This is a genomic window from Methylobacterium sp. Gmos1 (assembly GCF_053764715.1).
Genome location: NZ_JBSNCC010000005.1, coordinates 334,613 through 357,753, shown reverse-complemented (window position 1 = coordinate 357,753; position 23,141 = coordinate 334,613). Strand labels below are relative to the sequence as shown.

24 protein-coding genes, 1 tRNA gene and 1 pseudogene are annotated in these 23,141 nt (G+C 72.3%); 19 read left to right on the top strand and 7 right to left on the bottom strand.

Going from position 1 to position 23,141, the window contains the following annotated elements:
* Nucleotides 1-79 precede the first annotated feature (79 nt).
* Nucleotides 80-322, top strand: a complete 243-nt coding sequence (locus ACS5PV_RS13595) for a hypothetical protein (protein WP_455395845.1) — start codon at nt 80-82, stop codon at nt 320-322.
* Between the two features lie 52 nt (nt 323-374).
* Here ACS5PV_RS13595 and ACS5PV_RS13590 read toward each other — a convergent pair whose 3' ends face one another.
* Together ACS5PV_RS13590 and ACS5PV_RS13585 are read right to left on the bottom strand one after the other, a co-directional pair.
* Nucleotides 375-1,130 (bottom strand): glycerophosphodiester phosphodiesterase family protein, encoded by a 756-nt coding sequence (locus ACS5PV_RS13590; protein ID WP_455395844.1) that lies wholly within the window; start codon nt 1,128-1,130, stop codon nt 375-377.
* Between the two features lie 105 nt (nt 1,131-1,235).
* Nucleotides 1,236-1,709, bottom strand: a complete 474-nt coding sequence (locus tag ACS5PV_RS13585; RefSeq protein ID WP_455395843.1) for a RidA family protein — start codon at nt 1,707-1,709, stop codon at nt 1,236-1,238.
* A gap of 316 nt (nt 1,710-2,025) precedes the next feature.
* Between ACS5PV_RS13585 and ACS5PV_RS13580 the strand changes: the two genes are divergently transcribed.
* Nucleotides 2,026-3,219: an acetylornithine transaminase gene (locus ACS5PV_RS13580; RefSeq protein WP_455395842.1), complete on the top strand. Its 1,194-nt coding sequence runs from the start codon at nt 2,026-2,028 to the stop codon at nt 3,217-3,219.
* Nucleotides 3,219-4,166, top strand: coding sequence for an ornithine carbamoyltransferase (gene argF, locus ACS5PV_RS13575; protein ID WP_455395841.1), 948 nt, complete (start codon nt 3,219-3,221; stop codon nt 4,164-4,166). Before ACS5PV_RS13580 ends, argF begins: the two co-directional genes overlap by 1 nt.
* A 113-nt stretch (nt 4,167-4,279) precedes the next feature.
* Here the strand turns inward: argF and ACS5PV_RS13570 are convergent, their stop codons facing one another.
* A complete protein-coding gene (locus ACS5PV_RS13570) occupies nt 4,280-6,439 on the bottom strand; it encodes a protein-disulfide reductase DsbD family protein (RefSeq protein WP_455395840.1) in 2,160 nt (719 codons plus the stop codon).
* A 153-nt stretch (nt 6,440-6,592) separates the two neighbouring features.
* Entirely contained in the window at nt 6,593-7,504 is a 912-nt protein-coding gene (locus ACS5PV_RS13565; protein ID WP_455395839.1) for a LysR substrate-binding domain-containing protein, read from the bottom strand.
* 102 nt (nt 7,505-7,606) lie between these two features.
* Between ACS5PV_RS13565 and ACS5PV_RS13560 the strand changes: the two genes are divergently transcribed.
* From ACS5PV_RS13560 to ACS5PV_RS13550, 3 genes are all read left to right on the top strand, one after another.
* Nucleotides 7,607-8,758, top strand: a complete 1,152-nt coding sequence (locus ACS5PV_RS13560) for a DSD1 family PLP-dependent enzyme (protein ID WP_455395838.1) — start codon at nt 7,607-7,609, stop codon at nt 8,756-8,758.
* Nucleotides 8,759-8,768: 10 nt separating this feature from the next.
* Nucleotides 8,769-9,161 (top strand): RidA family protein, encoded by a 393-nt coding sequence (locus ACS5PV_RS13555; RefSeq protein WP_455395837.1) that lies wholly within the window; start codon nt 8,769-8,771, stop codon nt 9,159-9,161.
* Nucleotides 9,162-9,222: 61 nt separating this feature from the next.
* Entirely contained in the window at nt 9,223-9,855 is a 633-nt protein-coding gene (locus ACS5PV_RS13550) for an HAD-IA family hydrolase (protein WP_455395836.1), read from the top strand.
* On the opposite strand, the gene ACS5PV_RS13545 is transcribed toward ACS5PV_RS13550, so the two are convergent.
* On the bottom strand, nt 9,852-11,201 hold the full coding sequence (locus tag ACS5PV_RS13545; protein ID WP_455395835.1) for a Gfo/Idh/MocA family oxidoreductase: 1,350 nt from the start codon (nt 11,199-11,201) through the stop codon (nt 9,852-9,854). The two genes, ACS5PV_RS13550 and ACS5PV_RS13545, sit on opposite strands and share 4 nt — an antisense overlap.
* Nucleotides 11,202-11,582: 381 nt before the next feature.
* Between ACS5PV_RS13545 and ACS5PV_RS13540 the strand changes: the two genes are divergently transcribed.
* Entirely contained in the window at nt 11,583-11,864 is a 282-nt protein-coding gene (locus ACS5PV_RS13540; RefSeq protein WP_455395834.1) for a type II toxin-antitoxin system RelE/ParE family toxin, read from the top strand.
* Entirely contained in the window at nt 11,857-12,165 is a 309-nt protein-coding gene (locus ACS5PV_RS13535) for a HigA family addiction module antitoxin (protein ID WP_455395833.1), read from the top strand. Before ACS5PV_RS13540 ends, ACS5PV_RS13535 begins: the two co-directional genes overlap by 8 nt.
* A 79-nt stretch (nt 12,166-12,244) precedes the next feature.
* On the opposite strand, the gene ACS5PV_RS13530 is transcribed toward ACS5PV_RS13535, so the two are convergent.
* Nucleotides 12,245-12,457: a hypothetical protein gene (locus ACS5PV_RS13530; RefSeq protein WP_455395832.1), complete on the bottom strand. Its 213-nt coding sequence runs from the start codon at nt 12,455-12,457 to the stop codon at nt 12,245-12,247.
* A 152-nt stretch (nt 12,458-12,609) separates the two neighbouring features.
* Here ACS5PV_RS13530 and ACS5PV_RS13525 point away from each other — a divergent pair, with 152 nt between their 5' ends.
* The 6 genes from ACS5PV_RS13525 to ACS5PV_RS13500 all read left to right on the top strand — a co-directional run bounded on the left by ACS5PV_RS13525 (nt 12,610) and on the right by ACS5PV_RS13500 (nt 17,936).
* A complete protein-coding gene (locus ACS5PV_RS13525) occupies nt 12,610-13,821 on the top strand; it encodes a putative DNA modification/repair radical SAM protein (protein ID WP_455395831.1) in 1,212 nt (403 codons plus the stop codon).
* On the top strand, nt 13,822-15,267 hold the full coding sequence (locus ACS5PV_RS13520; RefSeq protein ID WP_455395830.1) for a UdgX family uracil-DNA binding protein: 1,446 nt from the start codon (nt 13,822-13,824) through the stop codon (nt 15,265-15,267).
* Between the two features lie 222 nt (nt 15,268-15,489).
* Nucleotides 15,490-15,876 (top strand): hypothetical protein, encoded by a 387-nt coding sequence (locus tag ACS5PV_RS13515; RefSeq protein ID WP_455395829.1) that lies wholly within the window; start codon nt 15,490-15,492, stop codon nt 15,874-15,876.
* 204 nt (nt 15,877-16,080) lie between these two features.
* Nucleotides 16,081-16,527, top strand: coding sequence for a hypothetical protein (locus ACS5PV_RS13510; protein WP_455395828.1), 447 nt, complete (start codon nt 16,081-16,083; stop codon nt 16,525-16,527).
* A 538-nt stretch (nt 16,528-17,065) separates the two neighbouring features.
* Complete coding sequence (locus ACS5PV_RS13505; RefSeq protein WP_455395827.1) at nt 17,066-17,446, top strand: flagellar protein FlaG; 381 nt, start codon at nt 17,066-17,068, stop codon at nt 17,444-17,446.
* Between the two features lie 154 nt (nt 17,447-17,600).
* The gene (locus ACS5PV_RS13500; protein ID WP_455395826.1) at nt 17,601-17,936 is read left to right on the top strand and encodes an Hpt domain-containing protein; all 336 of its coding nucleotides are present in this window, start codon (nt 17,601-17,603) and stop codon (nt 17,934-17,936) included.
* 4 nt (nt 17,937-17,940) lie between these two features.
* Here the strand turns inward: ACS5PV_RS13500 and ACS5PV_RS13495 are convergent, their stop codons facing one another.
* Complete coding sequence (locus tag ACS5PV_RS13495; RefSeq protein ID WP_455395825.1) at nt 17,941-19,596, bottom strand: DEAD/DEAH box helicase; 1,656 nt, start codon at nt 19,594-19,596, stop codon at nt 17,941-17,943.
* Between the two features lie 140 nt (nt 19,597-19,736).
* Between ACS5PV_RS13495 and ACS5PV_RS13490 the strand changes: the two are divergent.
* The 5 genes and pseudogenes from ACS5PV_RS13490 to ACS5PV_RS13470 form a co-directional block, all read left to right on the top strand.
* Nucleotides 19,737-19,891 (top strand): annotated as a pseudogene (locus tag ACS5PV_RS13490) (FAD-dependent oxidoreductase); the annotation flags it as partial.
* Between the two features lie 200 nt (nt 19,892-20,091).
* Nucleotides 20,092-20,682: a PilZ domain-containing protein gene (locus ACS5PV_RS13485; protein WP_455395824.1), complete on the top strand. Its 591-nt coding sequence runs from the start codon at nt 20,092-20,094 to the stop codon at nt 20,680-20,682.
* Nucleotides 20,683-20,945: 263 nt separating this feature from the next.
* Nucleotides 20,946-21,287, top strand: a complete 342-nt coding sequence (locus ACS5PV_RS13480) for a hypothetical protein (RefSeq protein WP_455395823.1) — start codon at nt 20,946-20,948, stop codon at nt 21,285-21,287.
* 161 nt (nt 21,288-21,448) lie between these two features.
* Nucleotides 21,449-22,882, top strand: a complete 1,434-nt coding sequence (locus ACS5PV_RS13475) for an NAD-dependent succinate-semialdehyde dehydrogenase (RefSeq protein ID WP_455395822.1) — start codon at nt 21,449-21,451, stop codon at nt 22,880-22,882.
* Between the two features lie 140 nt (nt 22,883-23,022).
* Nucleotides 23,023-23,099: transfer RNA gene (locus ACS5PV_RS13470), tRNA-Arg, on the top strand.
* Nucleotides 23,100-23,141: the final 42 nt, after the last annotated feature.

Below are 23,141 nucleotides of genomic sequence, written 5' to 3'. Positions count from 1 at the left end.
CCGTCGCGCCGCGTGCGCGCCGGCACATCGGGCGCGCCCTCATCGACCGTAAAACTTCATCACAACCGGGACGTCCACCATGTCGATCCAAGTCATGCACCACGACGTCGTCCGCTACGACATCCGCCGCGACCGCGCCGGCTGGACGGTCTACGACGTGCGCTCCGGCGCCATCGCGGTGATCGACGAGGTGCTGCAGGTCGGCCTCGAGATGGACGAGGCCGACGCCGTGGCGGACGCGCTGAGCACCGAGACCCCGGCCGCCCCGTTCGCCGGGATCGCGCCGCGCTTCGCCTGGTTCCAGAACCCGGCGCGCCCCTGAGCCGTCAGGCCTGGAAGCTATTGAGCCGTCAGGCTGGAAAGCCTTCGGGCCATCAGGCCCGGAAGCCCTCGAACACCATCTGGTCGGCATGCGCCCGGGCGAGCCGCACCTGCGCCTCGCTGCGCACGGTCCAGGTCATCACCGGCATGCGACCGAGCAGGCGGCAGAGATGGGTCGCGGCGTTCGGCAGGTCGTCGACGCGCCAGGACAGGAAATCCGGCCGGCTCTCGGAGGCATGCAGCAGGTGCGCGAGCCCGTGCCGCTGCGCCTCGGTCAGCGCGGCGTAGGCCGGGTCGTCGTGGTGGCTCTCGGCCACGATGCCGCGCGGGATGCCGGGCGCGAGATCGGCGAGCGCCCCGACGATGGCGGGATCGAACGACTTGAGCGCCACCGGGCCGCCCTGGGCCGCGACGACCTCGGCGGTGCGGCGGGCGAGCGCGAGATCGCCGTCGAACCGGGTCTTCACCTCGACGACGAGCGGCGTGCGCCCGGCGATCGTCCGCAGAAACTCCGCCAGGGTGGGCACGCGCTCGGCGCTGCCGAGCACCGTCAGCTGCCTGAGATCGGCGGCGTCGCGCTCGCGCACCAGGCCGTCGGCCCCGGTGAGCCGGCCGAGGCCGGCATCGTGGAACACCATCGCCTCGCCGTCCCGGCTGAGCTGGACGTCGCACTCGATCGCGTAGCCGCCCGCGATCGCGGCCTCGGCGGCGGCGATCGTGTTCTCGGGGATGCCGGCGTTGCGGTCGTGCAGGCCGCGATGGGCGATCGGACGGGCGGTCAGCCAGTCGGGGGCGAGGCGGTCGTTCATCGAAGCATTTTCCCGACGAAGTGGGCACCGGTTCGTCGCAGAAAATGCGACAAGCCAAAGATCGAGAACAGCGCCCGGTCGCGGCGCGATCGGGCGCTGTTCTCGTCAGCGGACCTCGAACATGCCTTCGACCTCGACCACGGCGTCGAGGGGCAGCTCGGCGACGCCGATCGTCGAGCGGGCGTGGCGACCACGCTCGCCCAGCACCTGCACCATCAGGTCGGAGGCGCCGTTCATCACGCCCGCCACCGCCGAGAAGCCCGGCGCCGCGTTGATGAAGCCGCCGAGCCGCACGCAGGCCACCACCGCCTCGTCGAGGTTGCCGGCCGCCGCGCGCAGCTGCGCCAGCACGTTGAGGGCGCAGTGGCGCGCGGCCTCGGTGGCGGCCTCCGGCGAGACCTGGGCCCCGACCTTGCCCTTGTGGGCCGGATCGATCTGGCCTTGCGCGTTGAAGGGCAGCTGGCCCGAGATCACCACCAGGTTGCCGCTGCGCTGGAAGCCGACGTAGTTCGCCACGGGTGCCGCGGCCGGCGGCAGGGTGAGGCCGAGCTCCTTCAGGCGGTCGAGAATCGCGCTCATCTGTCTGGTCTCCCACCAGGCCCGCCCGGAGGTCCAAGGACCCGCGGGACGCGAAGGCCGGTCCGTCGTCCCGCGGCGCCCCCGCCGCGGCGCGGCCGGGACCGGCCGCCCGAGGGTCTGTGCCCGGAAGGAAGTCCGGCCGCAACCCCGGGCGAGAGCAGGCCGGGCCAGCGGACCGGCGTCATCTCGGCGTCATCTTCACGGGGCGGCGTTGACACAGCGCGCTCGTTCCATAGTATCCGCGCGCGCCGCCCTTCGAGGCGGCGCTTTGCTTTTTCGGTCGACCGACCCACTCGACCGCGACGGAGACGAGATCGTGACCTCCTCGCTGCTGCCGACCTACGCCCGGGCCAAGGTGTCCTTCGAGCGCGGTGAGGGCGCCTGGCTCATCGCGCGAGACGGCTCGCGATACCTCGATTTCGGCGCCGGCATCGCGGTCAACTCGGTCGGCCACGGCCACCCGCACCTCGTCGCGGCGCTGACCGAGCAGGCCCAGAAGGTCTGGCACGTCTCGAACCTGTTCGAGGTGCCGGAGGCCGAGCGGCTGGCCCGGCGGCTGACCGAGGCGAGCTTCGCCGACGTGGTGTTCTTCGCCAATTCCGGTGCCGAGGCCAACGAGGCCTGCATCAAGATGGCGCGCAAGTACCACGCCGCCGGCGGCCACCCGGAGCGCTACCGGATCATCACCTTCGAGGGCGCCTTCCACGGCCGCACGCTCGCCACCATCGCGGCCGGCGGCCAGCAGAAGTACATCGACGGCTTCGGCCCGAAGGTCGACGGGTTCGACCAGGTGCCGTTCGGCGACCTCGAGGCCCTCAAGGCCGCGATCACGCCCGAGACCGCCGCCCTGATGATCGAGCCGATCCAGGGCGAGGGCGGCCTGCGCGTCGTCTCGCACGAGTGGCTGCGCACCCTGCGCTCGCTCTGCGACGAGCACGGCCTGATGCTGATCATGGACGAGGTCCAGACCGGCATCGGCCGCACCGGCAAGCTGTTCGCCCACGAGTGGTCGGGCGTGACGCCGGACATCCTGTCCTCGGCCAAGGGCCTCGGCGGCGGCTTCCCCGTGGGCGCGTGCCTCGCCACCAGCGAGGCGGCCCGCGGCATGACGGTGGGCACCCACGGCACCACCTTCGGCGGCAACCCGCTCGCCATGGCGGTGGGCAATGCGGTGCTCGACGTCATCCTCGCGCCCGGCTTCCTGGAGCACGTGCGCCAGACCGGCCTGCTCCTGAAGCAGCGCCTCGCCTCCCTCAAGGACCGCCACCCCGACATCATCGACGAGATCCGCGGCGAGGGCCTGATGACGGGCCTGCGCCTCGTCGTGACGAACACCGAGTTCGCCGCCGCCGCCCGGGACGAGCACCTGCTGGTGATCCCTGCCGGCGACAACGTCGTGCGCCTCCTGCCGCCGCTGATCATCGGCGAGGCCGAGGTCGGGGCGGCACTGGACAAGCTGGAGGCGGCCTGCGCCGCCATGGAGACGAGGGGCCGGAGGGCCGCAGAGTGATGAACGCGCCCGTGAAGATCGCGCCGGCCCCCCGGCATTTCCTCGACCTGACCGATTTCTCCGGCACCGAGCTGCGCACCGTGCTCGGCGCCTGCGCCGACCTGAAGCGGCGCCGCCGCAAGGGCGAACCGCCGGCCGAGCGGCCGCTCGCCGGCAAGTTCCTCGGCATGGTGTTCGACAAGCCCTCGACCCGCACCCGCGTCTCGTTCGACGTGGCGATGCGGGAGCTGGGCGGCGAGACGCTGATGCTCACCGGCCGGGAAATGCAGCTCGGCCGCGGCGAGACCGTCGCCGACACCGCCCGGGTCCTGTCGCGCTACATCGACGCGATCATGATCCGCATCCTCGACCACGGCATGATGCTGGAACTGGCCGAGCACGCCACCATTCCGGTCATCAACGGCCTGACGAAGGACTCGCACCCGTGCCAGATCATGGCCGACGTGCTGACCTTCGAGGAGCATCGCGGGCCGATCAAGGGCCGCACCGTCGCCTGGTCGGGTGACTCCAACAACGTGCTGGCCTCCTGGGCCCACGCCGCGGCCCGGTTCGACTTCAAGCTCAACGTCGCCTGCCCGCCCGAGCTGCCGGTGCCGGAGAGCCTGATCGCCCGCGCCAAGGCCGAGGGTGCGGAACTTAACCTCACCCCCGACCCGTTCGAGGCGGTGGCGGGGGCCGACGCGGTCGTGACCGACTGCTGGGTCTCGATGGGCGACGAGGACGAGGCGCACCGCCACAACCTGCTGATGCCCTACCAGGTCAACGGTCGGCTGATGGCGGCGGCGGCCAAGGACGCGGTGTTCATGCACTGCCTGCCGGCGCATCGCGGCGAGGAGGTCACCGCCGAGGTGATCGACGGGCCGCAATCGGTGGTGTTCGACGAGGCCGAGAACCGGCTCCACGCCCAGAAGGGCATCCTGGCCTGGTGCCTCGGCGCGGTCGCCTGACGATCCGCATGGACGAAAGCCGGCACCCGCCGTCGTCGCCCGGGCTCCGCTGCGCGGCCCCGGGGTGAGGCGATGGGGGTGTTTTGCGGGTTCGTCGGGAGATCGACCGCCGTCTACGGCAGCGCTGCCCGCGGTCCCGTCCCCGTCGGCAGCGCCGCCAGCGCGTCGCGCACCGTCGCCTCGGTGAGGATCTGCGGCAGCACCGCGACGCCGCCGCGGCCGTCGTAGAGCAGGTAGAGCGGCACGCCCGAGCGGCCGTTGGCTTCCAGCACCCGGGTGATCTCCGGGTTCTGGTTGGTCCAGTCGCCCTTGAGCTGCGCCACGTCGTGCGCCTTGAACGCCTCGCGCACGGAGGCCGCCCGCAGGGTCGCGCGGTCGTTGACCTGGCAGGTGATGCACCACGCCGCCGTCATGTTGACGAAGACCGGGCGGCGCTCGGTGAGGAGCGCGTCGAGCCGGGCCTGGGTGAACGGCTCGATTCCGTCGGCGCTCGCGACCGCCACCGGGCCGGCGCGGTCCCGGTCGAGCGCCGCCATCAGCCCGGCGAGGCCGAGGAGGCCGAGGACCAGCGCCGCCAATCCCACCCGCCGGGCGACGCCGTCCGCCGTCGCGGTGCGGGCGGCAAGCCAGGCGCAGAACGCCACCAGCACCAGGCCGGTGAGCCCGGCCATCAGCCCCGCCGGCCCGACCTGCTGGCTCAGCACCCAGGTGAGCCACGCCACCGTGAGGTAGAGCGGGAAGGCGAGGAGCCCCTTCAGGGTCTCCATCCAGGCGCCGGGCCGCGGCAGGCGGCGCAAGAGCGCCGGCCAGGCCGCCAGCAGGGCGAAGGGGAGCGCGAGGCCGAACCCGAGCGCCGCGAAGACCGAAAGCGCCACCAAAGCCCCCTGCGTCAGCCCGTAGCCGACTGCCGCGCCCATGAACGGCGCGGTGCAGGGCGTGGCGACCACCGTCGCCAGCACGCCGGTGAAGAACGAGCCCTCGAGACCGGCGCGCCGGGTGAGCCCGTCGCCCAGCGCCACCGCCCGGCCGCCGAGATGCCAGACCCCCGACAGGCTCAGGCCCATGGCGAACAGCCCGTAGGCGAGGCCGGCCACCACCAGGGGCGATTGCAGCTGGAAGCCCCAGCCGATCTGCGCGCCGCCGGCCCTGAGCGCGATCAGCAGGCCGGCGAGCCCGAGGAAGCTCGCCAGCACGCCCACCGCGTAGGCGAGGCCGTGCAGCCGCACCCGGCCGTGGCTCTCGCCCGAATGGCGCACCAGGCTTAGGACCTTGATCGACAGGACCGGGAAGACGCAGGGCATCAGGTTGAGGAGGAGCCCGCCGAGGAAGGCGAGGAGCGCTGCCTGCCACAAGCCCTCGGCCTCGACCGGTGCGGCCGCGGCGACCGGCGTCGTCGCGGTGGAGGCGGCGCTCGCCGGTGCAGGGCCCGCCTCGCCGAGCGCGTAGGCGCGGCGGACCGGGCCGGATCCGGTGTCTTCCGTGAAGGTCAGGACCCCGTCCGCCCGGGGTGCCGGGGCGTCGGGCGCGGCCTGGCTGCTGCGCTGGAGACGGACGCGCAGGCCGGCGGCGTCGCTCGTCGCGACCTGCTCGGCGGCGTGCTCCAGGGCGGTCTCGGAATAGGGGAAGAACGCGACGTCGCGGGCCTTGAGGCCGGGCGCGTCGATCGTGAGCACCGGCGTCGCGCCGTCCTGGACCATCCGCACCGGCCAGGGTGCCGGCACCGGCAGTCGCTCGCGCCCCTGCGCGAACAGGCCGGCATGGCGGGGATCGGGCCGCGGGCTGGTGCCGGCGGGCGCCACCGGCAGGCTCGTCGACAGGGTGGCCTCGCCCGGCACGCATTCGCGCTCGCAGACGAGGTAGGAGACCTTGGCCTTCAGCGGGACCGGCCCGGCGCCGAGGCTGTCCGGTGCGGTCACCGGCACCGTCAGCAGCACCTCGCCCTCGTAGCCGAAATTCATCAAGTCGCCGACCGGGATCCGCTCCGGCGCCGGCCACGCCACGCTGCCTGCCGAGAATCCCGCCGGCAGCGTCCAGGCGATCTCCGGCGGCAGGCCGGAATCGCCCGGATTGCGCCAGTAGACGTGCCAGCCCGGCTTCATCGTCAGCCGCACGCCGGCGGTGAGCGTGGCGCCAGGGCCGACCGCGCCCTCCTGCGTCACCAGCTCGGCCCGGACGAGGTCGGCGTATTTCGAGGGACGCTGGCCCTGCGCCCCGGCGGCGCCGAGGGTGAGGCAGCACAGGAGAACGGCGAGGAGGGGCGCGAGGCGGGGCATGGCTCCCGGGTTACCCGGACTCTGGGGCGCTGGCGAGGCCGGCCGGATCGCGTTCGCGTGAGTGTCTCTCACAAAAAACTCCCGGTCACCGGCGTCGCTCGATGTGGCAGCGCCAGCGCAGCGGGAGTTTTGTGAGGTGCACTGAGGCGGCGCTCAAGGCCGCCAGGGCGGGGGATCGAGGGCGGCGGCGAGCGCGTCGAGGAAGCGCCGGGTGCGGGCGGCGCGGGCGCGGCGGGGCGCGCCGAGGAGCGCCGTCACCGGCGCGTCGGGCAGGGCGTGACCCGGCAGCAGGCGGACGAGGCGCCCGGCCCGCAGGTCGTTGGCGACGTCCCATTCCGAGCGCAGGATGATCCCCCGCCCGGCGAGCGCCCAGCCGCGCACCACCTCGCCGTCGTTGCTGGCAAGCCGCGGCTCGATGCGCACCCGCGCCTCCTCGCCATCGCGCCGGAAGCGCCACAGGGTCACGTCCTCGTCGTTCTCGCGCAGCGCGATGCAGGCATGGGCGCGCAGGTCGGCCGGGGCCGCGGGGGTGCCGTGGGCGGCGAGATAGGCCGGCGCGGCGCAGGCGATGCGGTCGTTCGGCGCCAGGCGCCGGGCGATCAGGCCGGGGGCGGCTTGCGCGATCTCGCCAACATGGACCGCGAGGTCGAAGGTGCCGGCCGGTACGCCGCCGAGACGGTCGGAGAGGGTCAGGTCGATCGCGACCTGCGGGTGCGCCGCCTGGAATGCCGCGACCACCGGGGCGACGTGGCGGCGGCCGAAGCCGAGCGGCGCCACGATCCGCAGGTGGCCGACCACCTGCCCGCGCCGGGCGGCCAGGGCCTCGTCGAGCTCGGCCAGCGAATCGAGGACCTGCCGGCCGCGCTCGGCGAGCAGCTCGCCTTCGTCGGTCAGGGCGAGGTGGCGCCCGGACCGGTCGACGAGGTGCACGCCGAGCCGCTCCTCCAGGGCGCGCAGGCGCTGCGTGACCGCCGGCGGCGACACGTCGAGGGCGCGTGCCGCGGCGGCAAGGGAGGGCGCCTCGGCCACGGCGAGGAAGAAGCGGACGTCGTCGGTCGCGAGCATTAAGCACAACCTTAATGCAGAAGGCAGGCTGCGTTAATGGCGCTCCCGGTCCAGCCATGGTTTGTCGGGGGAAACGACGCGACCCCGACGAGCGCCACTGCCATGCCCGCGACGAACCCGACCCCGCTGGACCACCTGGAGACCCCCTGCCTCCTCCTCGACGAGGCGCGCCTGCGCGCCAACGTCGCGCGGATGCGCGCGCATCTCGATCGTCTCGGCGTCGCGCTCCGGCCGCACCTGAAGACCGCCAAGTCCCTCGACGTCGCCCGCATCGCGATGGCCTCGCCCGAGGGCCCGGCGACGGTCTCGACCCTGCGCGAGGCGGAGTACTTCGCCGCCGGCGGCGTGCGCGACATGATCTACGCCGTCGGCATCACCCCGGCGAAGCTGCCCCGGATTGCGAGGATCCGGGCCGGCGGCGCCGACCTCGCGGTCATCCTCGACAGCGTCGAACAGGCGCAGGCCGTGGCCGAGCACGCCCGCGTCAGCGGCGACGCTCTGCCGGTGCTGATCGAGGTCGATGCCGACGGACACCGCTCCGGCGTCGCGCCGGGCGACTGCGACACCCTGGCGGCGATCGGCCGCTGCCTCACCGCCGGCGGCGCGGCCCTGCGCGGCGTCCTGCTGCATGCCGGCGACAGCTACGCCCTGAGCGATCCCGACGCGCTCGCGGCGGCGGCGGAGGCCGAGCGGGTCGCGGCGGTGACGGCCGCGGAGGCCTTGCGGGCGGCGGGCCTGCCCTGCCCGGTGGTCAGCGTCGGCTCGACCCCGACGGCCCGCTTCGCCCGCGACCTCACCGGGATCACCGAGGTCCGTGCCGGCGTGTTCATGCTCGGCGACCTTTTTCAGGCCGGCGTCGGCTCGGTCGCGGTCGAGGACATCGCGCTGTCGGTGCTCGCCACGGTGATCGGCCACCAGCGGGCGAAGGGCTGGATCGTCGTCGATGCCGGCTGGATGGCCCTCTCGCGCGACCGTGGCACGGCGCGCCAGGCGATCGACCAGGGCTACGGCGTGGTCTGCGACGCGGCCGGGCGGCCCTATCCCGACCTGATCGTGCGCGACGCCAACCAGGAGCACGGCATCCTGGCGGTGCGGCCGGGCTCGGGTGCGTCGCTGCCGGATCTCCCGATCGGCGCGCAGGTCCGCATCCTGCCCAACCACGCCTGCGCGACGGGCGCGCAGCACGACCGCTATCACGTCCTCGACGGGGAGGGCCGCGTCGCGGCCGTCTGGCCCCGCATCAACGGCTGGTAGGAGGCACCCCATGACCGAATCGATCACCCGCATCGCCACCGCCGCCGCGCCGAAGCCGGCCGGGCATTACGCGCAAGGCACCGCCTGGCGCGACCTCGTCTTCGTCTCAGGGCAACTCGCCGCCCGCCCCGACGGCAGCCACACCGCCGACCAGCCCTTCGACGTGCAGGTGCACCAGGCGATGGCGAGCCTGCTCGCCATCCTGGCGGAGGCGGGCAGCGGGCCGGAGCACATCCTGCGGGTGACCGCCTACATCGTCGGCGTCGAGAACTGGCCGGAATTCAACCGGATCTACGCCGAGATGCTGGGCGAGGCGAGGCCGGCGCGTACGGTCGTGCCGGTGCCGGAACTGCACCACGGCTACCTGGTGGAGGTCGAGGCGATCGCGGTGCGGGGCAGGTAAACGGCCGGCATTCCGGCCCGGTGCAAGCGGAAGTTCCGAGCAGATTCTGACAGGAGAGACCATGACGACCCACCGCTACGATGCCGTCCTGTTCGACCTGCTGACCGCGCTCCTCGACAGCTGGAGCCTGTGGAATTCGGTGGCCGGCGACGCCGATCTCGGCCGGCGCTGGCGGGCTGAGTACCTGCGGATCACCTACCGCACCGGCGGCTACGAGCCCTACGAAGCCCTCGTCGCGCGGGCCGCCGAGGCGGTCGGGATGCCGCCGGGCGCGGCCGATGAGTTGGCCGAGCGCTACGGCGGGCTGAAGCCCTGGCCCGGCGTGCCGGAGGCGTTGCGGGCGCTGAGTGCCGCCTCCGTGCCGCTCGGCATCGTGACGAACTGCTCGGAGGCGCTCGGCCGCGTCGCGGCGGCGTGCGTCGGGGTCGAATTCCCGGTGCTCGTCACGGCCGAGCGGGCCGGATTCTACAAGCCCGATCCGCGGACCTACCAGCTCGGGCTGCGGGAGATCGGTGCCGACGCGCCGCGCTGCCTGTTCGTCGCCGGCTCGCCCTACGACCTGTTCGGCACGGCGCGCGTCGGGCTGCCGACCTACTGGCACGACCGCTCCGGGATGGCCGCGCCGCCAGAGGCACCCGCGCCGCTCGCCCGGGCGACGACGCTGGACGGGCTGCCGGCCTTCGTTCTCGGTTAGCCCGCGTCCTCCGGCTCCGGGCCGCGGGTCACGTCGAGGGCCTTGCCGGCCTGATCCTTGGCCTGATCCTTGGCCTGCCCCTCGCCCTTGCCCACAATCCGCTCCGGCCCCTTCAGGGTCACGGTGGTGCCGGTGCGGGCGGCCTCGTAGATCGCCTCCATCAGGATCTGGTCCTGCAAGCCCTCCTCGCCGGGCGTGCGCGGGGTGCGGTTCTCCAGGAGGCAGGTCGCGAAATGGTCGATCTCGAGGGCGAACTGGTTCTTGGCGCCCAGCACCCGCTCCTCCTTCGCCTCGGCCTTGCCCTCGCGGTGGCTCAGGAACAGGCGCTGGCCCTCGTACGCGAAGGCGTTCTGGAGCTGGATCGCCCCGCCCTCGGCCTGGACGGTCAGCGAGCGGGTCTCGTGCGCGCCGTAGCTGGTGGAGCACAAAGCCAGGGCGCCGGAGGGGAAGCGCAGGGTGAAGGCCACCGTCTCCTCGACCTCGCGGTAGAGCGGGTCGTCCGGCGAGTGGATCTGCGCCTGGACCGAGACCGGCTCCTCGCCCATCAGCGCCCGCACGCCGTTAAGGCAGTAGAGCCCGATATCCGGCAGCGCGCCGCCGCCGGCGAGCGCCTTCTTCATCCGCCACTGCTCGGGCAGGCTCATGGTCTGGGTGTTGGTCGCCTCGATCAGCTTGACCTTGCCGTACTTGGCGCCGCGCACCAGCCGCACGACCTCGCGGTTGTAGGGCTCGTACTGGCAGCGATAGGCGATCATCAGCTTCACGTTGGCCTTGGCGCAGGCGTCGATCATCGCCCGCGCCTCCGCCGCCGAGGCCGCCATCGGCTTCTCGCACAGCACGTGCTTGCCGGCGCCGGCGGCGGCGATCACCTGGTCGCGGTGCACGGCGTTCGGGGTGACGATGTAGACCGCCTTCACCTCCGGGTTGCGGGCGAGCGCGTCCCAGCCGTCGTAGCCGTAGACCGCCTCGGGCTTGATGCCGTGTTGCGCCGCGACCGCCTTGGCCTTCTCGGGCGAGCCCGACATCAGGGCGACGGGCCTCGCCTTCCGGCATTCACCGAAGGCGGGCAGGATCTCTTCCAGCGACAGCCGGCCGAGACCGACGATCGCGAAGCCGACCCGCTCGCCCGGCGGCAGCGGCGCCGGCGGCGGCGCGGAGGGCCGGTCGGAGGGGCCGCGCCAGTTCGGGAAGGTCACCTTGCCGTTCTCGACCTTGCCGGTATCGACCGGCCGCTCGGGTCCGGGCACGCCCGACCCTTGCGCCGCCGCGCCCCCGATCCCGACCAGGGTGGCGCCGCCGGCCATCATCAGGCTGCGGCGCGAGAGGGCGGTGACATCGTCCGGCATCGGGCAACCATCCGTCGAGGGCCGAGAACGTTGACGGCCAAGAGCCTGCGCAACGTGTCGGGGGTGGGGGGGTTCCGTCGGAGACAGGCGGCGACCGAGACGAAGCCGTGATCGTCACGGAGCGCCGTCGACGAGCCTGCTGCCGGCCCGGTCACCGCGAGCAACCCGCGCTCAGACGGCGCAGCTGCGGATTATGTCAACTGGCGGTTGACAGTCGCGGGCCGCCGCTCCACGTTCGAGGAGGGCCGTGAACCGTCCGCGAACCCTGTGGCGCCGAGGCGGTTGCGTCGCGCAGAGGCGCGAGCGCCCGGCTCATCGTCGCTGCTCCTCGGGGAGATCGGCGCGGAAGGACTCGATGTTCTTGAGGAGCGATCCGCGGCGATGCTCGTCCACATCAAGAACAAGGCCCTCAGCGACTTCTGGCATCACGGCGATGCCTCCGGCATCAGGCCCGACTGGATCGGCCGCGTGCGCCTGATCCTCAACGCCCTGCACGCGGCACGCGCCCCGGGCGACCTGAAGCTTCCCGGTCTCGGCCTGCACGCGCTCAAGGGCGATCGGGCCGGCAGGTACGCCGTGACGGTATCCCGCAACTGGCGCATCACCTTCCGAATCCGGGAGGGCGATGCCGTCGAGGTCGATTTGGAAGACTATCATGGCTGACCGACACACCGACTGGAAGCCGAGCCACCCGGGCGAACTGCTGCGAGAGATCGTCCTCCCCGGGGTCGAGCAGTCCAAGACGGAGATCGCGCGCCTGCTCGGCGTCTCGCGCGAAACGCTCTACCGGATCCTCGACGAGGAACAGCCGGTCACGCCGACGATGGCGGCCCGCCTCGGCAAGCTGTTCGGTAACGGGCCTGGCCTGTGGCTGCGGATGCAGGCCGATTACGACACGTGGTGCGCCGAGCGGGAGGTCGACGTCTCCGGCATCCCGACTCTCGCCACGGGCGAGGCGGCGTAGTCGCTGGACTATGACCGCGACGCGAAAAAGGCCGGCCCTCCCGAGCCGGCCTTCCGAAAAGCTCAGATGCGAGGCGCGCTCACTCGCCCGCCATCATCTCCGGCGAGAAATGCCCGCACCAATCCTGGGCCGAGACCACCGGCCAGAGGCCGTGGCCCTGCGGCTCCGGCTGGCTCACCGGCGGGTTGAAGCGGCACAGGCCCTCCTCGCCGCCCTGGGCGGCGGCGCCGTTCAGCTTGTGGTCGTCGAAGTAGCGGCAGCTGCGGCAGTTCGCGGACGGGTTCGTCGCCATGCGGCATCTCCTTGCGATTTAGAAAACTTCCAATCGGGCAGTCAACGAGGTGGCCGGCGGCGGGTTCCCGCAGGGTCCGATGCGGCTTTCGACCACGGGGCATCCGCCGCTTCCGCCTTGAACAAATCAGGAACGAGGGCCAGGTTGCGGGGATGGACGACGCCCTGAAGAAGAAGCTCACGGTTCTCGCCGACGCGGCGAAGTACGATGCCTCCTGCGCCTCGTCCGGGGCGCCGAAGCGCAAGGCGGAGGCCGGCGGCCTCGGCTCCACCACCGGGGCAGGGATCTGCCACGCCTACACGCCCGACGGGCGCTGCGTCTCGCTGCTGAAGATCCTGCTCACCAATTACTGTCTGTTCGACTGCGCCTATTGCGTCAATCGCCGCTCATCGAACGTGCGGCGGGCGAAGTTCTCGGTCGACGAGGTGGTGACACTGACGGTCGAGTTCTACAAGCGCAACTACATCGAGGGGCTGTTCCTCTCCTCCGGGATCATCCGCTCGCCCGACCACACGATGGAGCAGCTGATCCGGGTCGCGAAGACCCTGCGGCAGCGCCACGGATTTCGCGGCTACATCCACCTGAAGACCATCCCCGAGGCGAGCCCGTGGCTGATCGAGCAGGCCGGGCTCTTCGCCGACCGGCTCTCGATCAACCTCGAACTGCCGACCGAGGCGAGCCTGGAGCGGCTGGCGCCGGAGAAGGACGGTGCCGCGATCCAGACCGCGATGGGACAGATGGGCGAGCGCATCCTTCAGGCCAAGGAGGAGCGCCGCCGCTTCGCCCCCGCCGGCCAGTCGACCCAGGTGATCGTCGGGGCCGATGCCAGCACGGACGAATCGCTGATCCGCACCAGCGCGCGGCTCTACGATCATTACGGCTTGAAGCGGATCTACTACTCGGCCTTCAGCCCGATTCCCGACGCCGCCTCGATCCTGCCGAGCAAGTCCCCGCCGCTGCAACGCGAGCACCGGCTCTACCAGGCCGACTGGCTGATGCGGTACTACGCGTTCTCGCCCGAGGACGTGGCGGGGGCGACCGAATCCGGCATGCTCGCCCTCGACGTCGATCCCAAGCTCGCCTGGGCCCTCAAGAACCGCGACCGCTTCCCCGTCGACGTCAACCGGGCCGACCGGGAAATGCTCCTGCGGGTGCCGGGCCTCGGCGTGCGGGCGGTGGACAAGATCGTGGCGGCGCGCCGCCACGCGACGTTGCGCCTCGACGACGTCGCCCGCCTGACCTCGGGCCTGAAGCGCGCCCGGCCGTTCCTGATCGCGGCCGACTACGCGCCGACGCGCCTCACCGACCGGCTCGACCTGCGCGCGCGGCTGGCCGAGCCGCCGCGCCAGCTGAGCCTGTTCTAGATGGGCCCGCGCACGATCCGCTTGGCGCCAGGGCCCGACCTCGACGGGTTTCGCGCCGCGGTCCGGCACCTCGTGCCGGCGGGGGTGGCGCCGGAGACGGTGGCCTGGATCGAGGGAGACGCGGGCTCGCTGTTTCCCGAGGATGCGCCGGGGGAGGCGGGTCCCGCGCTCGCCCTGCCGCGGGCGGTGGCAGCCCTCGTGGCGTCGGTCGTCATGCACCGCGATCCCGAGCGCTACGGCCTGCTGCATCGCCTGATCTGGCGGGTGGCGGAAGGAGAACGGCACCTCGCCGAGGTGGCGAGCGACCCGCTGGTCCATCGCCTGAACCTGATGCGCAAGGCGGTGGCGCGCGACCTGCACAAGATGCACGCCTTCCTGCGCTTCCGCCGCGCCGGTATGGCGACGGGCGGGCGCGAGCGTTTCGCCGCTTGGTTCGAGCCCGACCACCACATCCTGGCCGAGGCCGCGCCCTTCTTCTCGGCACGTTTCCCGTCCTTCGACTGGTCGATCCTCACCCCCGACGGCTCGGCCCACTGGGACGGGACTGCCTTGCGCTTCGGGCCGCCCGGGCGGCGCGAGGACGTGCCGGAGGAGGACGCGTTCGAGGCCGGCTGGACCGACTACTATTCCAGCACCTTCAACCCCGCCCGCACCAACCTCGCGGCGATGCGGGCCGAGATGCCGAAGAAGTACTGGCACAACATGCCCGAGACGGCGGCGATTTCCGGCCTGGTGCGGGAGGCCGGCCGCCGGGTCGGTGAGATGATCGCCCGCGCCCCCGAGGCGCCGGTCAAGCGCGTGCCCGCCCGGGCGCTCGCCGCGATGGCGGCGCAGGAGCCTGCCGACCTCGCCGCGCTGAACGCGGTGATCCGCGCCTCCGAGCCCCTGGTGCCGGGCGCGACGCAGGCGGTGCTCGGCGAGGGCCCTCTCGGCGCCGCGATCGCCTTCGTGGGCGAGCAGCCGGGCGACCAGGAGGATCTCCAGGGCCGGCCCTTCGTCGGCCCGGCGGGCCAGCTTCTGGCGCGGGCCTTGGCCGAGGCGGGGATCGACCGCGACCGGGCCTACCTCACCAATGCGGTCAAGCACTTCAAGTTCGAGCAGCGGGGCAAGCGGCGCATCCACCGGACGCCGAGCGCCGGCGAGGTGGCGCATTACCGCTGGTGGCTCGAGCGCGAGCTCGCCTTCGTGGCACCGCGGCTGGTGGTGGCGCTCGGCGCCACAGCCGTGCTGGCGCTCACCGGCCGGCCGGTTCCGGTCACCCGCGCCCGCGGACCCGCGACGTTCGGGGAAAAGCCCTATGCGGGCTTCGTCACCGTCCATCCCTCCTACCTGCTGCGCCTGCCGGACGCCTCGCGGGGCGAGGCCTACGCGGACTTCATCGCCGACCTGCGGCGGGCCTCCGCCCTCTCGGCCGCCCCGGTGCCCCGCCCCGGCCTCCTCGTCTGATACGAGATCCGGAAGATTGCTTCCGGATCTCGTATCACGAGCCGGCGCGGCGCCTGAGCGAAGCCGACTTCCGCATCGCGACGCGATCCCGCAGGGATCGCCTGAAGCGATCGATCGGAAGTCGTCCGACGCCTCGGGAAGCGCCGCCAGGAAACGTTGCATTGCGGCAACCAACCGCGTGCTGCCGAGTTTGTCGCCAGACCGAATCGGGAAACGAGGACCATGAGGCTGATCGTGTCCGCCCTCGCGGCGGGAGCTTGTCTGACGGGCGCCGTGGCGCCGGCCGTCGCCCGGACCAGCGCCAAGGCGCCGAACCGCTTCGACGGCACCTGGAGCGTCGAGGTTATCACCGAGAGCGGATCCTGCGACCGGGCCTACCGCTACGGCGTCATCATCCAGAACGGCCAAGCCCGCTACGCCGGCGGCGGCGACTTCACCGTCTCGGGCCGCGTGCAGCCGAGCGGCGCCGTGCGGGCGACGATCAGCCGGGGCGACGCCGCCGCCCAGGTGGTCGGCCGCCTCGGCAGCGAGGGCAACGGCAACGGCACCTGGAGCACCTCCGGCTCCACCACCTGCAAGGGCCGCTGGAACGCCGAGCGCCGCGGCTGACGGAACGGACGCCGCGGCGGACGAGCGCGCGCCGCGGCCGACCCGAAACGCCAGACCTGAACGGGAAAAGCTGCCGCTAAGCTTGGCGGCAGCGCTTCGGCTCGTCCGACAACCTGCATTTTCTCCGGGTTCCGCCCAAGATCCGCCCATGATCGGCACGAGGCTTGCCCGGTGAATGGCGGTTGATTCGGCCGAGGCCCGGATATGAGAGTTTTGCTGTACGGCGCGATCTGCACCCTGGCGGCGATGGAGATGGTCGCTGCGGCCCTGCCGGCCGTGGCCGCCCCGAACCCCCGCGCCGAGCATCGGCGCGCGGTGCTCACGCCCCTGGAACAGGCCGCGACGGAGTGCTTCGCCGAGACGATCGGCAACAACCCGGCAGCGCTCGCCCATGCCCGGGCCGGGCGCTGGTACGAGGCGGCCGGCGTGATCGGCTTCCTGTGCCGGCCCGAGGTCGACGCGATGACGAAGGCCCGCGACCACCTCGAGGGCCGCGGCGCCGGCGGCCGCTACTTCACCGGGCCGTATACCCGCCATCTCGGCCAGGAACTGGCCCGGCGGCTCGAGCCGTTGCTCACCACCAAGGCCGTCGCCACCGCCGAGCCGAGGGCGGACAGCGAGGCGCCGGCGGCGCCGGCCGAGGAGCCGTGACGGCGGCCGCCGCTCGATCGTCTCGGGATCCTGCATCGCGAAGCCGTCTTCGGTGCCCCGCTGCCGAAGTCCGCGGCCGGGCATCCGGCCTCGCTTGAGCGCGAGGCGCTGGTCAGGGATGCGTCTTCCTCGACACTACGCGATCTTGTTCGGCTGTCTCCACAGTATCGGCGTTATCCGGGTCATTCCGGGACCGCGCAGCGGAGCCCGGAATCCAGGCGCGCCGGTGTTTTCGAAGACGGTGGAACCCTCTCCGCTTGATCTGGAGCCATCCACGGTTCTGGATTTCGGTCTCCACTGCGCGGTCCCGGAATGACCGGGAGGGTCACAATTCTGTAAGAGCTAATCAAGCAGGCTCTCTCATGGACTTCGAGCCTCGGCGCCGTTGCGGCGAGTGCCGCTCAAAACTCGATACAATTGTCGCGAACGCCGAAACCACCCCTTAAGACAAGATTGACGGGACGGGTCGGCGTTAACATCGAGGTAGGGCCGATCACGGTTAGCTTGTCGGGAACGGATCGCCCGAAAGGATTTCGCCGTGATCGAGACCAGCACTATCGCCGCGGCGCTTCCGCCGGCCGCGATCGAACCCGTCCTCCGCACGACTCCCCCGCGCACGCCCCAGGCCGGCATCGACCCGCCCCTCGACCCGGCGGTGACCCTCGACCTGAGCCCGGATGCCCGGCGGGCGGTCGCGAACGACGCGGCACCGGCCGAGACGCCCGAGACCAAAGCCGATCGGGCCCATTACCGGCGCGACCCGGACAGCAAGCAGATCGTGTTCCAGGTCGTCGGTTCGGACGGGTCGGTCGTCGAGCAGCTGCCGTCGGAGGCCATCCTGCGGGCGCGGACCTACGCCCGCGAGGCCGAGGCCGCCCGCTCGACGGAGATCGGGACATCGGTGGCGCGGTCGGCCTGAGTCCCGCGATGGCGGAGCCGATCCCTCCCGGACCGGCCCCGATCCGGGAGGGATCGGCCTGGTGGCCGAGCATCGCGGCCGCCCCATATCCTGTAGGATCGCGGCCCGAGCGCCGACGGGCACGGACGACGAGGCGCATTTGGAGCCGGACGCCATGGCGACGACGCCCCCCTCCCTCGACGCCGCGACCTATGCCGACCTGCGCCAGGCGGTCGGCGACCAGGCGATGCCGGTGCTGCTCGGGCGCTTCCAGGCCCAGTTGCGGGACTGGTCGGTGCGGGGCGAGCCGGCGGCGCTCGGCGCCGCGGCGCACGGGGTGATCGCCTCCTCGGGGCTGATCGGCTTCACCCGGCTGTCGCGGCTCTGCGCCGCGCTCGAGATCGCCTGCCAGGACGGTGACCTCGAGGCGATCCGGACCTTGTCCGCCGACGTCGCCGCCGAGAAGACCTTCGCCGAGGCCGAGGTCGCGCGCCTGATCGCGGCGGGCTGACGGGTCACGCGACCCGCCGCGTGTCGGTCCAGGTCGCCCCGCCGGCGAGGCGGTAATCGACACTCTCCGAGAGCCGGCCGGTCGGCACCACCCGGACCGCCTCCGGCCGGGACAGCTCGTCGCAGCGCGCCAGCGCCTCGTCGATGTCGAGGGGAGGGGGCATCTCGCCGCCGAGGCGGCGCCACCACTGCACCGCCTTCTCGCGGGCGAAGCCCGAGGCTTCGAGGTCGAGGCGCACGGTCGTCTCGTCCTCGTCGCCGTCGAGCGCCACCGCCAGCACGTCGGAGCCTCGTCCCCGCGCCTCGCGCCGGAAGCGCCAGCCCGCCACCGGCCACCAGCGCGCATGGGCCTCGCGCACGACCGCGACGGTGGCGGCCGAGAGGATCGCGGTCTCGTCGTCCGCCACCGCCTCGTGCGGCATCTCGGCTTCGTCCTCCTCCTCTGGCTCGACCCAGCAGGCCTCGCAGGTGCTGGCATTGAGCGCGATCAGCGCGCCGCAGCCCGGGCACGGCTTGGCCTTCGGGCCGCTGGTCTCCCCCAGGAGCCGCGCCCGGGCTACGGCGTTCGCCGAGAGCACGTCGATCGGCCCGTGGCGGCGCACCAGGCCGGCATAGTCGAGGACCAGGGCGTCGGTCTTGCCGGGCGCACGGCGCAGGCCCCGGCCGACCTGCTGCACGTAGAGGCCGGTGCTCTGGGTCGGGCGGAGCAGCGCGATCAGGTCGACCTCCGGCACGTTGAAGCCGGTCGCCAGCACGCCGACCGAGGTGAGGCAGCGCAGGCGCCCGGCCCGGAAGTCGCGCACGATGCGGTCGCGCTCGCGCTTGCCCGTCTCGCCCGAGATCGACTCGCAGGAGAAACCCTCCGCCCGGATCGCGTCGCGCACCGCGTCGGCGTGCTTCACCCCGGCGCAGAAGGCGAGCCAGGCCCGGCGCTCGGCGCCGTAAGCCGCCATCTCGGCGACCGCCGCCTTCGTGATGACGTCGCGGTTCACCGCCGCTTCGAGCGCGCCGGGCACGTAGTCGCCGGCGCGCAGCGGCACGCCGCTGACGTCGAGAAGCGTGGCGGTCGCCTTCGAGACGAGCAGAGCGAGGTAGCCCTCGCGGATCAGGTCGCCGACCTGCGCCTCGTACACAATGGCATCGAAGACCCGGCCCTGGCCCTCGTCGAGCCGGCCGCTGTCGAGGCGGTAGGGCGTGGCGGTCAGCCCGACGAGGCGCATGGCGGGCGAGCGCGCCCGCACCGCGTCGAGGAAGCGGCCGTAGCGGGTCTCGGCGTCGCGGGGGATCAGGTGGGCCTCGTCGACGATCACCAGGTCGAAGCCGCCGATCGCCTCGACCCGGTTCCACACCGACTGGATGCCGCAGAACAGGATGGCCTTCGTCTCCTCGCGCCGGCCGAGCCCGGCCGAGACGATGCCGGCCGGCGCCTCCGGCCAGAGGGCCAGGAGCTCGGCATGATTCTGGGCGATCAGCTCGCGGGTATGGGTGACGACCGCGATCCGGGAGCCCGGGTCCCGCGCCATCGTCTCCCGCACCAGGGTGGCGATGACGAGGCTCTTGCCGGCCCCGGTCGGCAGCACGATCAGGCCGTTGCGGCCCCCGCGCGCCCAATCGGCCTGGAGCGCGTCGAGGCTCGCGCGCTGGTAGGGACGAAGCAGCATCGCGCCGCCATAGCCGGAGAACCGGCGCGCTTCCAGGCTTGACAGCGCGGGAGCGGGCGGGCCGGATCTTCGCCTCGCCGACGAATCGGCAGGCCGGACGGCGCCCGCGACCCGGCACCTCGACGCCGTTCGAGGCGGTGCAGCGCTATGCCGACCGCCCGCCCATTGCGACGTGCTGGTGGTCGGCGCCGGCCCGGCCGGCCTCGTCGCGGCGGCGCTCGCCGCCGCCCGCACCGGCAAGCGCGTGATCCTCGCCGACGAGGGGCCGGAGCCCGGCGGCGCGCTCCTGCACGACGCCGAGGCCGGCGCGCCAACGGTCGAGCGCCGCGCCTGCGCGAGCCTCCCCGCGGAAAGAGCGGATAATCTCGTCCGGTCGCGTGCACCCGGCATTAAGCCTCGTGATGGAATGTGAAGCGCGAGCGGGGGGCAGCCTTGCGGCGGCCCGGGCCGCGCACGATGCTACCCTGGCGCGTTCATAAACTCTTGGCGGGTCCCTTGAAGTTGCATCTCCAGCCCGAGCCCGAACCAGGTCCTCGGTCGATCCAGATCCGGGTCGGCGGCCGTTACCTGCTGCCGGGCGGGGTGGAGCATGTCTGCGAGACCCGCAACCTCTCCCTCTCGACGATCGAGGTGCTGGCGCCCGAGAGCGGCCTGCGCGGCGATCCGGTCACGCTCTACCTCGACGATGTCGGCCCGGTGACGGGGGTGATCCAGTCGGTCGCACCGGACGGCTTCACCCTGGCGGTGGAGGTGGGCCCCGAGCGCCGCGCCCGCTTCGCCGCCCGCCTCGACTGGCTCGCCGGCCAGGCCAGCGGCAAGGCCGACCAGCGCAGCGACCCGCGCATCGTGCCGAACACCCGCTCCGTCGAGGTGCGCCGCGCCGACGGCCGGGTCGTGCCGGGGACGATCATCGATCTGTCGATGAGCGGCGTCGCCGTCGCGGTGACCGACGTGCCGCCGGTGGGCGAGGCCGTGACCGTCGGCAAGCGCCGCGCCACGGTGGTGCGCCACCTCGAGAACGGTTTCGCCGTCACCTTCCGGCTTCCGTTCCGGCCCGAGACCTTCGGCCGGCACGTCGTGCTCTGAGCGCGAGGGCTGCGCAGGGCTCCGGCCATAAAGAAAGCCGCCCTCGCGGGCGGCCCGAAGTCTTGGAGGAACGCCCGTCAGGGCCTCTCATCTGTGGCACCGGTGCAGGGCGGGCGACGTGCGCGTGCGCACATGATCGCAGAGGTCGCCCCTGAGCGATCCGCGGGACGGCGCCTGCCGCGGCGCACGGAAATTTAATCCCGCTGCGTCACGGTCATCGCCGCGCGGCGCATGGATGTGGCGCGGGTGGCGTGGGGAGCAGGATGCGCGGCAATCACCGGAGCAGCGGGATCGAACGCCTCGACGGCGATCACGACCACATCCGGATCGTCGTGTCGGCCCCGCCGGCCAGGCGGCAGAAGGAGCGCGCCTTCTCCTACCTGCCCTGGCCGGTCCGGCTGCTCGTGAAGCTCGGGCTGCCGGTGCTGGTGCTGCTCGCCGTCGTAGTGCTGCCGAACTATCTCGATTGCCGCGGCCGGTTCGGAGCCGGCCAGTTCTTCCACGGCATGACGGTCTCGGCCTGCACGCGCCAGACCGTCTACGGCCAGATCGACGCCACGCGAGAGCGGTTCGAGGCCATCGCCCGCGCGGTCGCGGGTCGTTGAGGCGCACGCCTCGTCGCCGGCCGGGAACGTGAACTCTGTCAGGTCATGGTCTGACAAACAAGGCGCGCCGGGCACGGGCCGGCTTGCGCGGCGGCGCCTGTCCCGCCGGTGGGGACTGCCTTAGTTAAGGCTCGTCCCCTCCGGAACGAGGCTAAGCCCCGATGTTTCCTGACGTTAAGCTCCACATCGCCGGCGAATGGCGCGCGGGCAGCGCCGGCCAGACGATGCCGATCCTCAACCCGGCCACCGGCGAGACCCTGAGCCAGCTCGCCGTCGCGACCCGCCAGGACCTCGACGAGGCCCTGGAGGCGGCCGACCGCGGCTTCAAGGCCTGGCGCAAGGTCTCGGCCTTCGAACGCAGCAAGGTGCTGCGCAAGGCCGCCAACCTGATGCGCGAGCGCGCCGACGAGATCGCCCGGATCATGACCCTGGAGCAGGGCAAGCCGGTGGCCGAGGCCAAGATGGAGGTGCTCGGCGCCGCCGACACCATGGATTGGTTCGCCGAGGAAGGCCGGCGCGCCTATGGCCGGGTGATCCCGCCCCGCGCCGAGGGCGTGATGCAGCTCGTGATCCGCGAGCCAGTCGGTCCCGTGGCGGCGTTCACGCCGTGGAACTTCCCGATCAACCAGGCGGTGCGCAAGGTCTCGGCGGCGCTCTGCACCGGCTGCTCGGTGATCCTGAAGGGGCCCGAGGACACGCCGGCGAGCTGCACCGCCCTGATCCAGGCCCTGCTCGACGCCGGCGTGCCGGGCGACGTGCTCGGGCTCGTCTACGGCGATCCCGCCGAGATCTCGTCGTACCTCATCCCCCATCCGGTGATCCGCAAGATCACCTTCACGGGCTCGACCGCGATCGGCAAGGAGCTCGCCGCGCTGGCCGGCAAGCACATGAAGCGCGCCACGATGGAGCTCGGCGGCCACGCCCCGGCGATCGTGTTTCGCGATGCCGACGTGACCAAGGCCGTGCAGGTGCTCGGCGCCAACAAGTTCCGCAATGCCGGCCAGGTCTGCGTCGCCCCGACCCGCTTCCTCGTCCACGATTCGGTGTTCGACGCCTTCGTCGACGGGTTCGTCGGCTTCTCCCGCGACCTCAAGGTCGGCAACGGCCTGGAGGACGGCGTGAAGATGGGCCCGCTCGCCCATGGCCGCCGCATCGAGGCGATGGAGGGCTTCGTCGCCGACGCCGAGCAGAAGGGCGCGCAGCTGCGCACCGGCGGCAAGCGCATCGGCAACCAGGGCAACTTCTTCGAGCCGACGGTCTTCACCGACGTGCCGCTCGACGCCCGGATCATGAACGAGGAGCCGTTCGGGCCGATCGCGGCGATCCAGCGCTTCTCGGACGACGAGGAGGCTTTCACGGAGGCCAACCGCCTGCCCTACGGCCTGGCGGCCTACGCCTATACCCGCTCGGCCGAGACCGCCACCAAGCTCGCCACGCGGGTCGAGAGCGGCATGATGTCGATCAACCACCACGGCATCGCCTTGCCGGAGACGCCCTTCGGCGGCGTGAAGGATTCGGGCTACGGCAGCGAGGGCGGCTCGGAGGCGATCGAGGCCTACCTCAACACCAAGTTCGTGACCCAGGCCGGCTTCTGAGCGGGCAAGCTGGCTTCCGAGCGGGGAGGGGGCCGCGCCACGCGGCCCCCTTCTCCGACGGCGAAATAGGGGTTGCCAAGCCGGGGCGAACCCCTTAGATCCCACCTCCACCGGCGGGGCGCACCGCTCCCCCCGGTCAGGCGCCCGTAGCTCAGCTGGATAGAGCACCAGACTACGAATCTGGGGGTCAGAGGTTCGAATCCTTTCGGGCGCGCCATTTCACACTTGAGACGTCACGGCGTGGTCGGGTTCTCACCCG

Excerpts from the sequence above, each read along its gene's own strand:
- ACS5PV_RS13595 (WP_455395845.1), top strand. The coding sequence starts at position 80 with ATGTCGATCCAAGTCATGCACCACGACGTCGTCCGCTACGACATCCGC.
- ACS5PV_RS13590 (WP_455395844.1), bottom strand. The coding sequence starts at position 1,130 with ATGAACGACCGCCTCGCCCCCGACTGGCTGACCGCCCGTCCGATCGCC.
- ACS5PV_RS13585 (WP_455395843.1), bottom strand. The coding sequence starts at position 1,709 with ATGAGCGCGATTCTCGACCGCCTGAAGGAGCTCGGCCTCACCCTGCCG.
- argF (WP_455395841.1), top strand. The coding sequence starts at position 3,219 with ATGAACGCGCCCGTGAAGATCGCGCCGGCCCCCCGGCATTTCCTCGAC.
- ACS5PV_RS13570 (WP_455395840.1), bottom strand. The coding sequence starts at position 6,439 with ATGCCCCGCCTCGCGCCCCTCCTCGCCGTTCTCCTGTGCTGCCTCACC.
- ACS5PV_RS13565 (WP_455395839.1), bottom strand. The coding sequence starts at position 7,504 with ATGCTCGCGACCGACGACGTCCGCTTCTTCCTCGCCGTGGCCGAGGCG.
- ACS5PV_RS13560 (WP_455395838.1), top strand. The coding sequence starts at position 7,607 with ATGCCCGCGACGAACCCGACCCCGCTGGACCACCTGGAGACCCCCTGC.
- ACS5PV_RS13555 (WP_455395837.1), top strand. The coding sequence starts at position 8,769 with ATGACCGAATCGATCACCCGCATCGCCACCGCCGCCGCGCCGAAGCCG.
- ACS5PV_RS13550 (WP_455395836.1), top strand. The coding sequence starts at position 9,223 with ATGACGACCCACCGCTACGATGCCGTCCTGTTCGACCTGCTGACCGCG.
- ACS5PV_RS13545 (WP_455395835.1), bottom strand. The coding sequence starts at position 11,201 with ATGCCGGACGATGTCACCGCCCTCTCGCGCCGCAGCCTGATGATGGCC.
- ACS5PV_RS13540 (WP_455395834.1), top strand. The coding sequence starts at position 11,583 with ATGCTCGTCCACATCAAGAACAAGGCCCTCAGCGACTTCTGGCATCAC.
- ACS5PV_RS13535 (WP_455395833.1), top strand. The coding sequence starts at position 11,857 with ATGGCTGACCGACACACCGACTGGAAGCCGAGCCACCCGGGCGAACTG.
- ACS5PV_RS13530 (WP_455395832.1), bottom strand. The coding sequence starts at position 12,457 with ATGGCGACGAACCCGTCCGCGAACTGCCGCAGCTGCCGCTACTTCGAC.
- ACS5PV_RS13525 (WP_455395831.1), top strand. The coding sequence starts at position 12,610 with ATGGACGACGCCCTGAAGAAGAAGCTCACGGTTCTCGCCGACGCGGCG.
- ACS5PV_RS13520 (WP_455395830.1), top strand. The coding sequence starts at position 13,822 with ATGGGCCCGCGCACGATCCGCTTGGCGCCAGGGCCCGACCTCGACGGG.
- ACS5PV_RS13515 (WP_455395829.1), top strand. The coding sequence starts at position 15,490 with ATGAGGCTGATCGTGTCCGCCCTCGCGGCGGGAGCTTGTCTGACGGGC.
- ACS5PV_RS13510 (WP_455395828.1), top strand. The coding sequence starts at position 16,081 with ATGAGAGTTTTGCTGTACGGCGCGATCTGCACCCTGGCGGCGATGGAG.
- ACS5PV_RS13500 (WP_455395826.1), top strand. The coding sequence starts at position 17,601 with ATGGCGACGACGCCCCCCTCCCTCGACGCCGCGACCTATGCCGACCTG.
- ACS5PV_RS13495 (WP_455395825.1), bottom strand. The coding sequence starts at position 19,596 with ATGCTGCTTCGTCCCTACCAGCGCGCGAGCCTCGACGCGCTCCAGGCC.
- ACS5PV_RS13480 (WP_455395823.1), top strand. The coding sequence starts at position 20,946 with ATGCGCGGCAATCACCGGAGCAGCGGGATCGAACGCCTCGACGGCGAT.
- ACS5PV_RS13475 (WP_455395822.1), top strand. The coding sequence starts at position 21,449 with ATGTTTCCTGACGTTAAGCTCCACATCGCCGGCGAATGGCGCGCGGGC.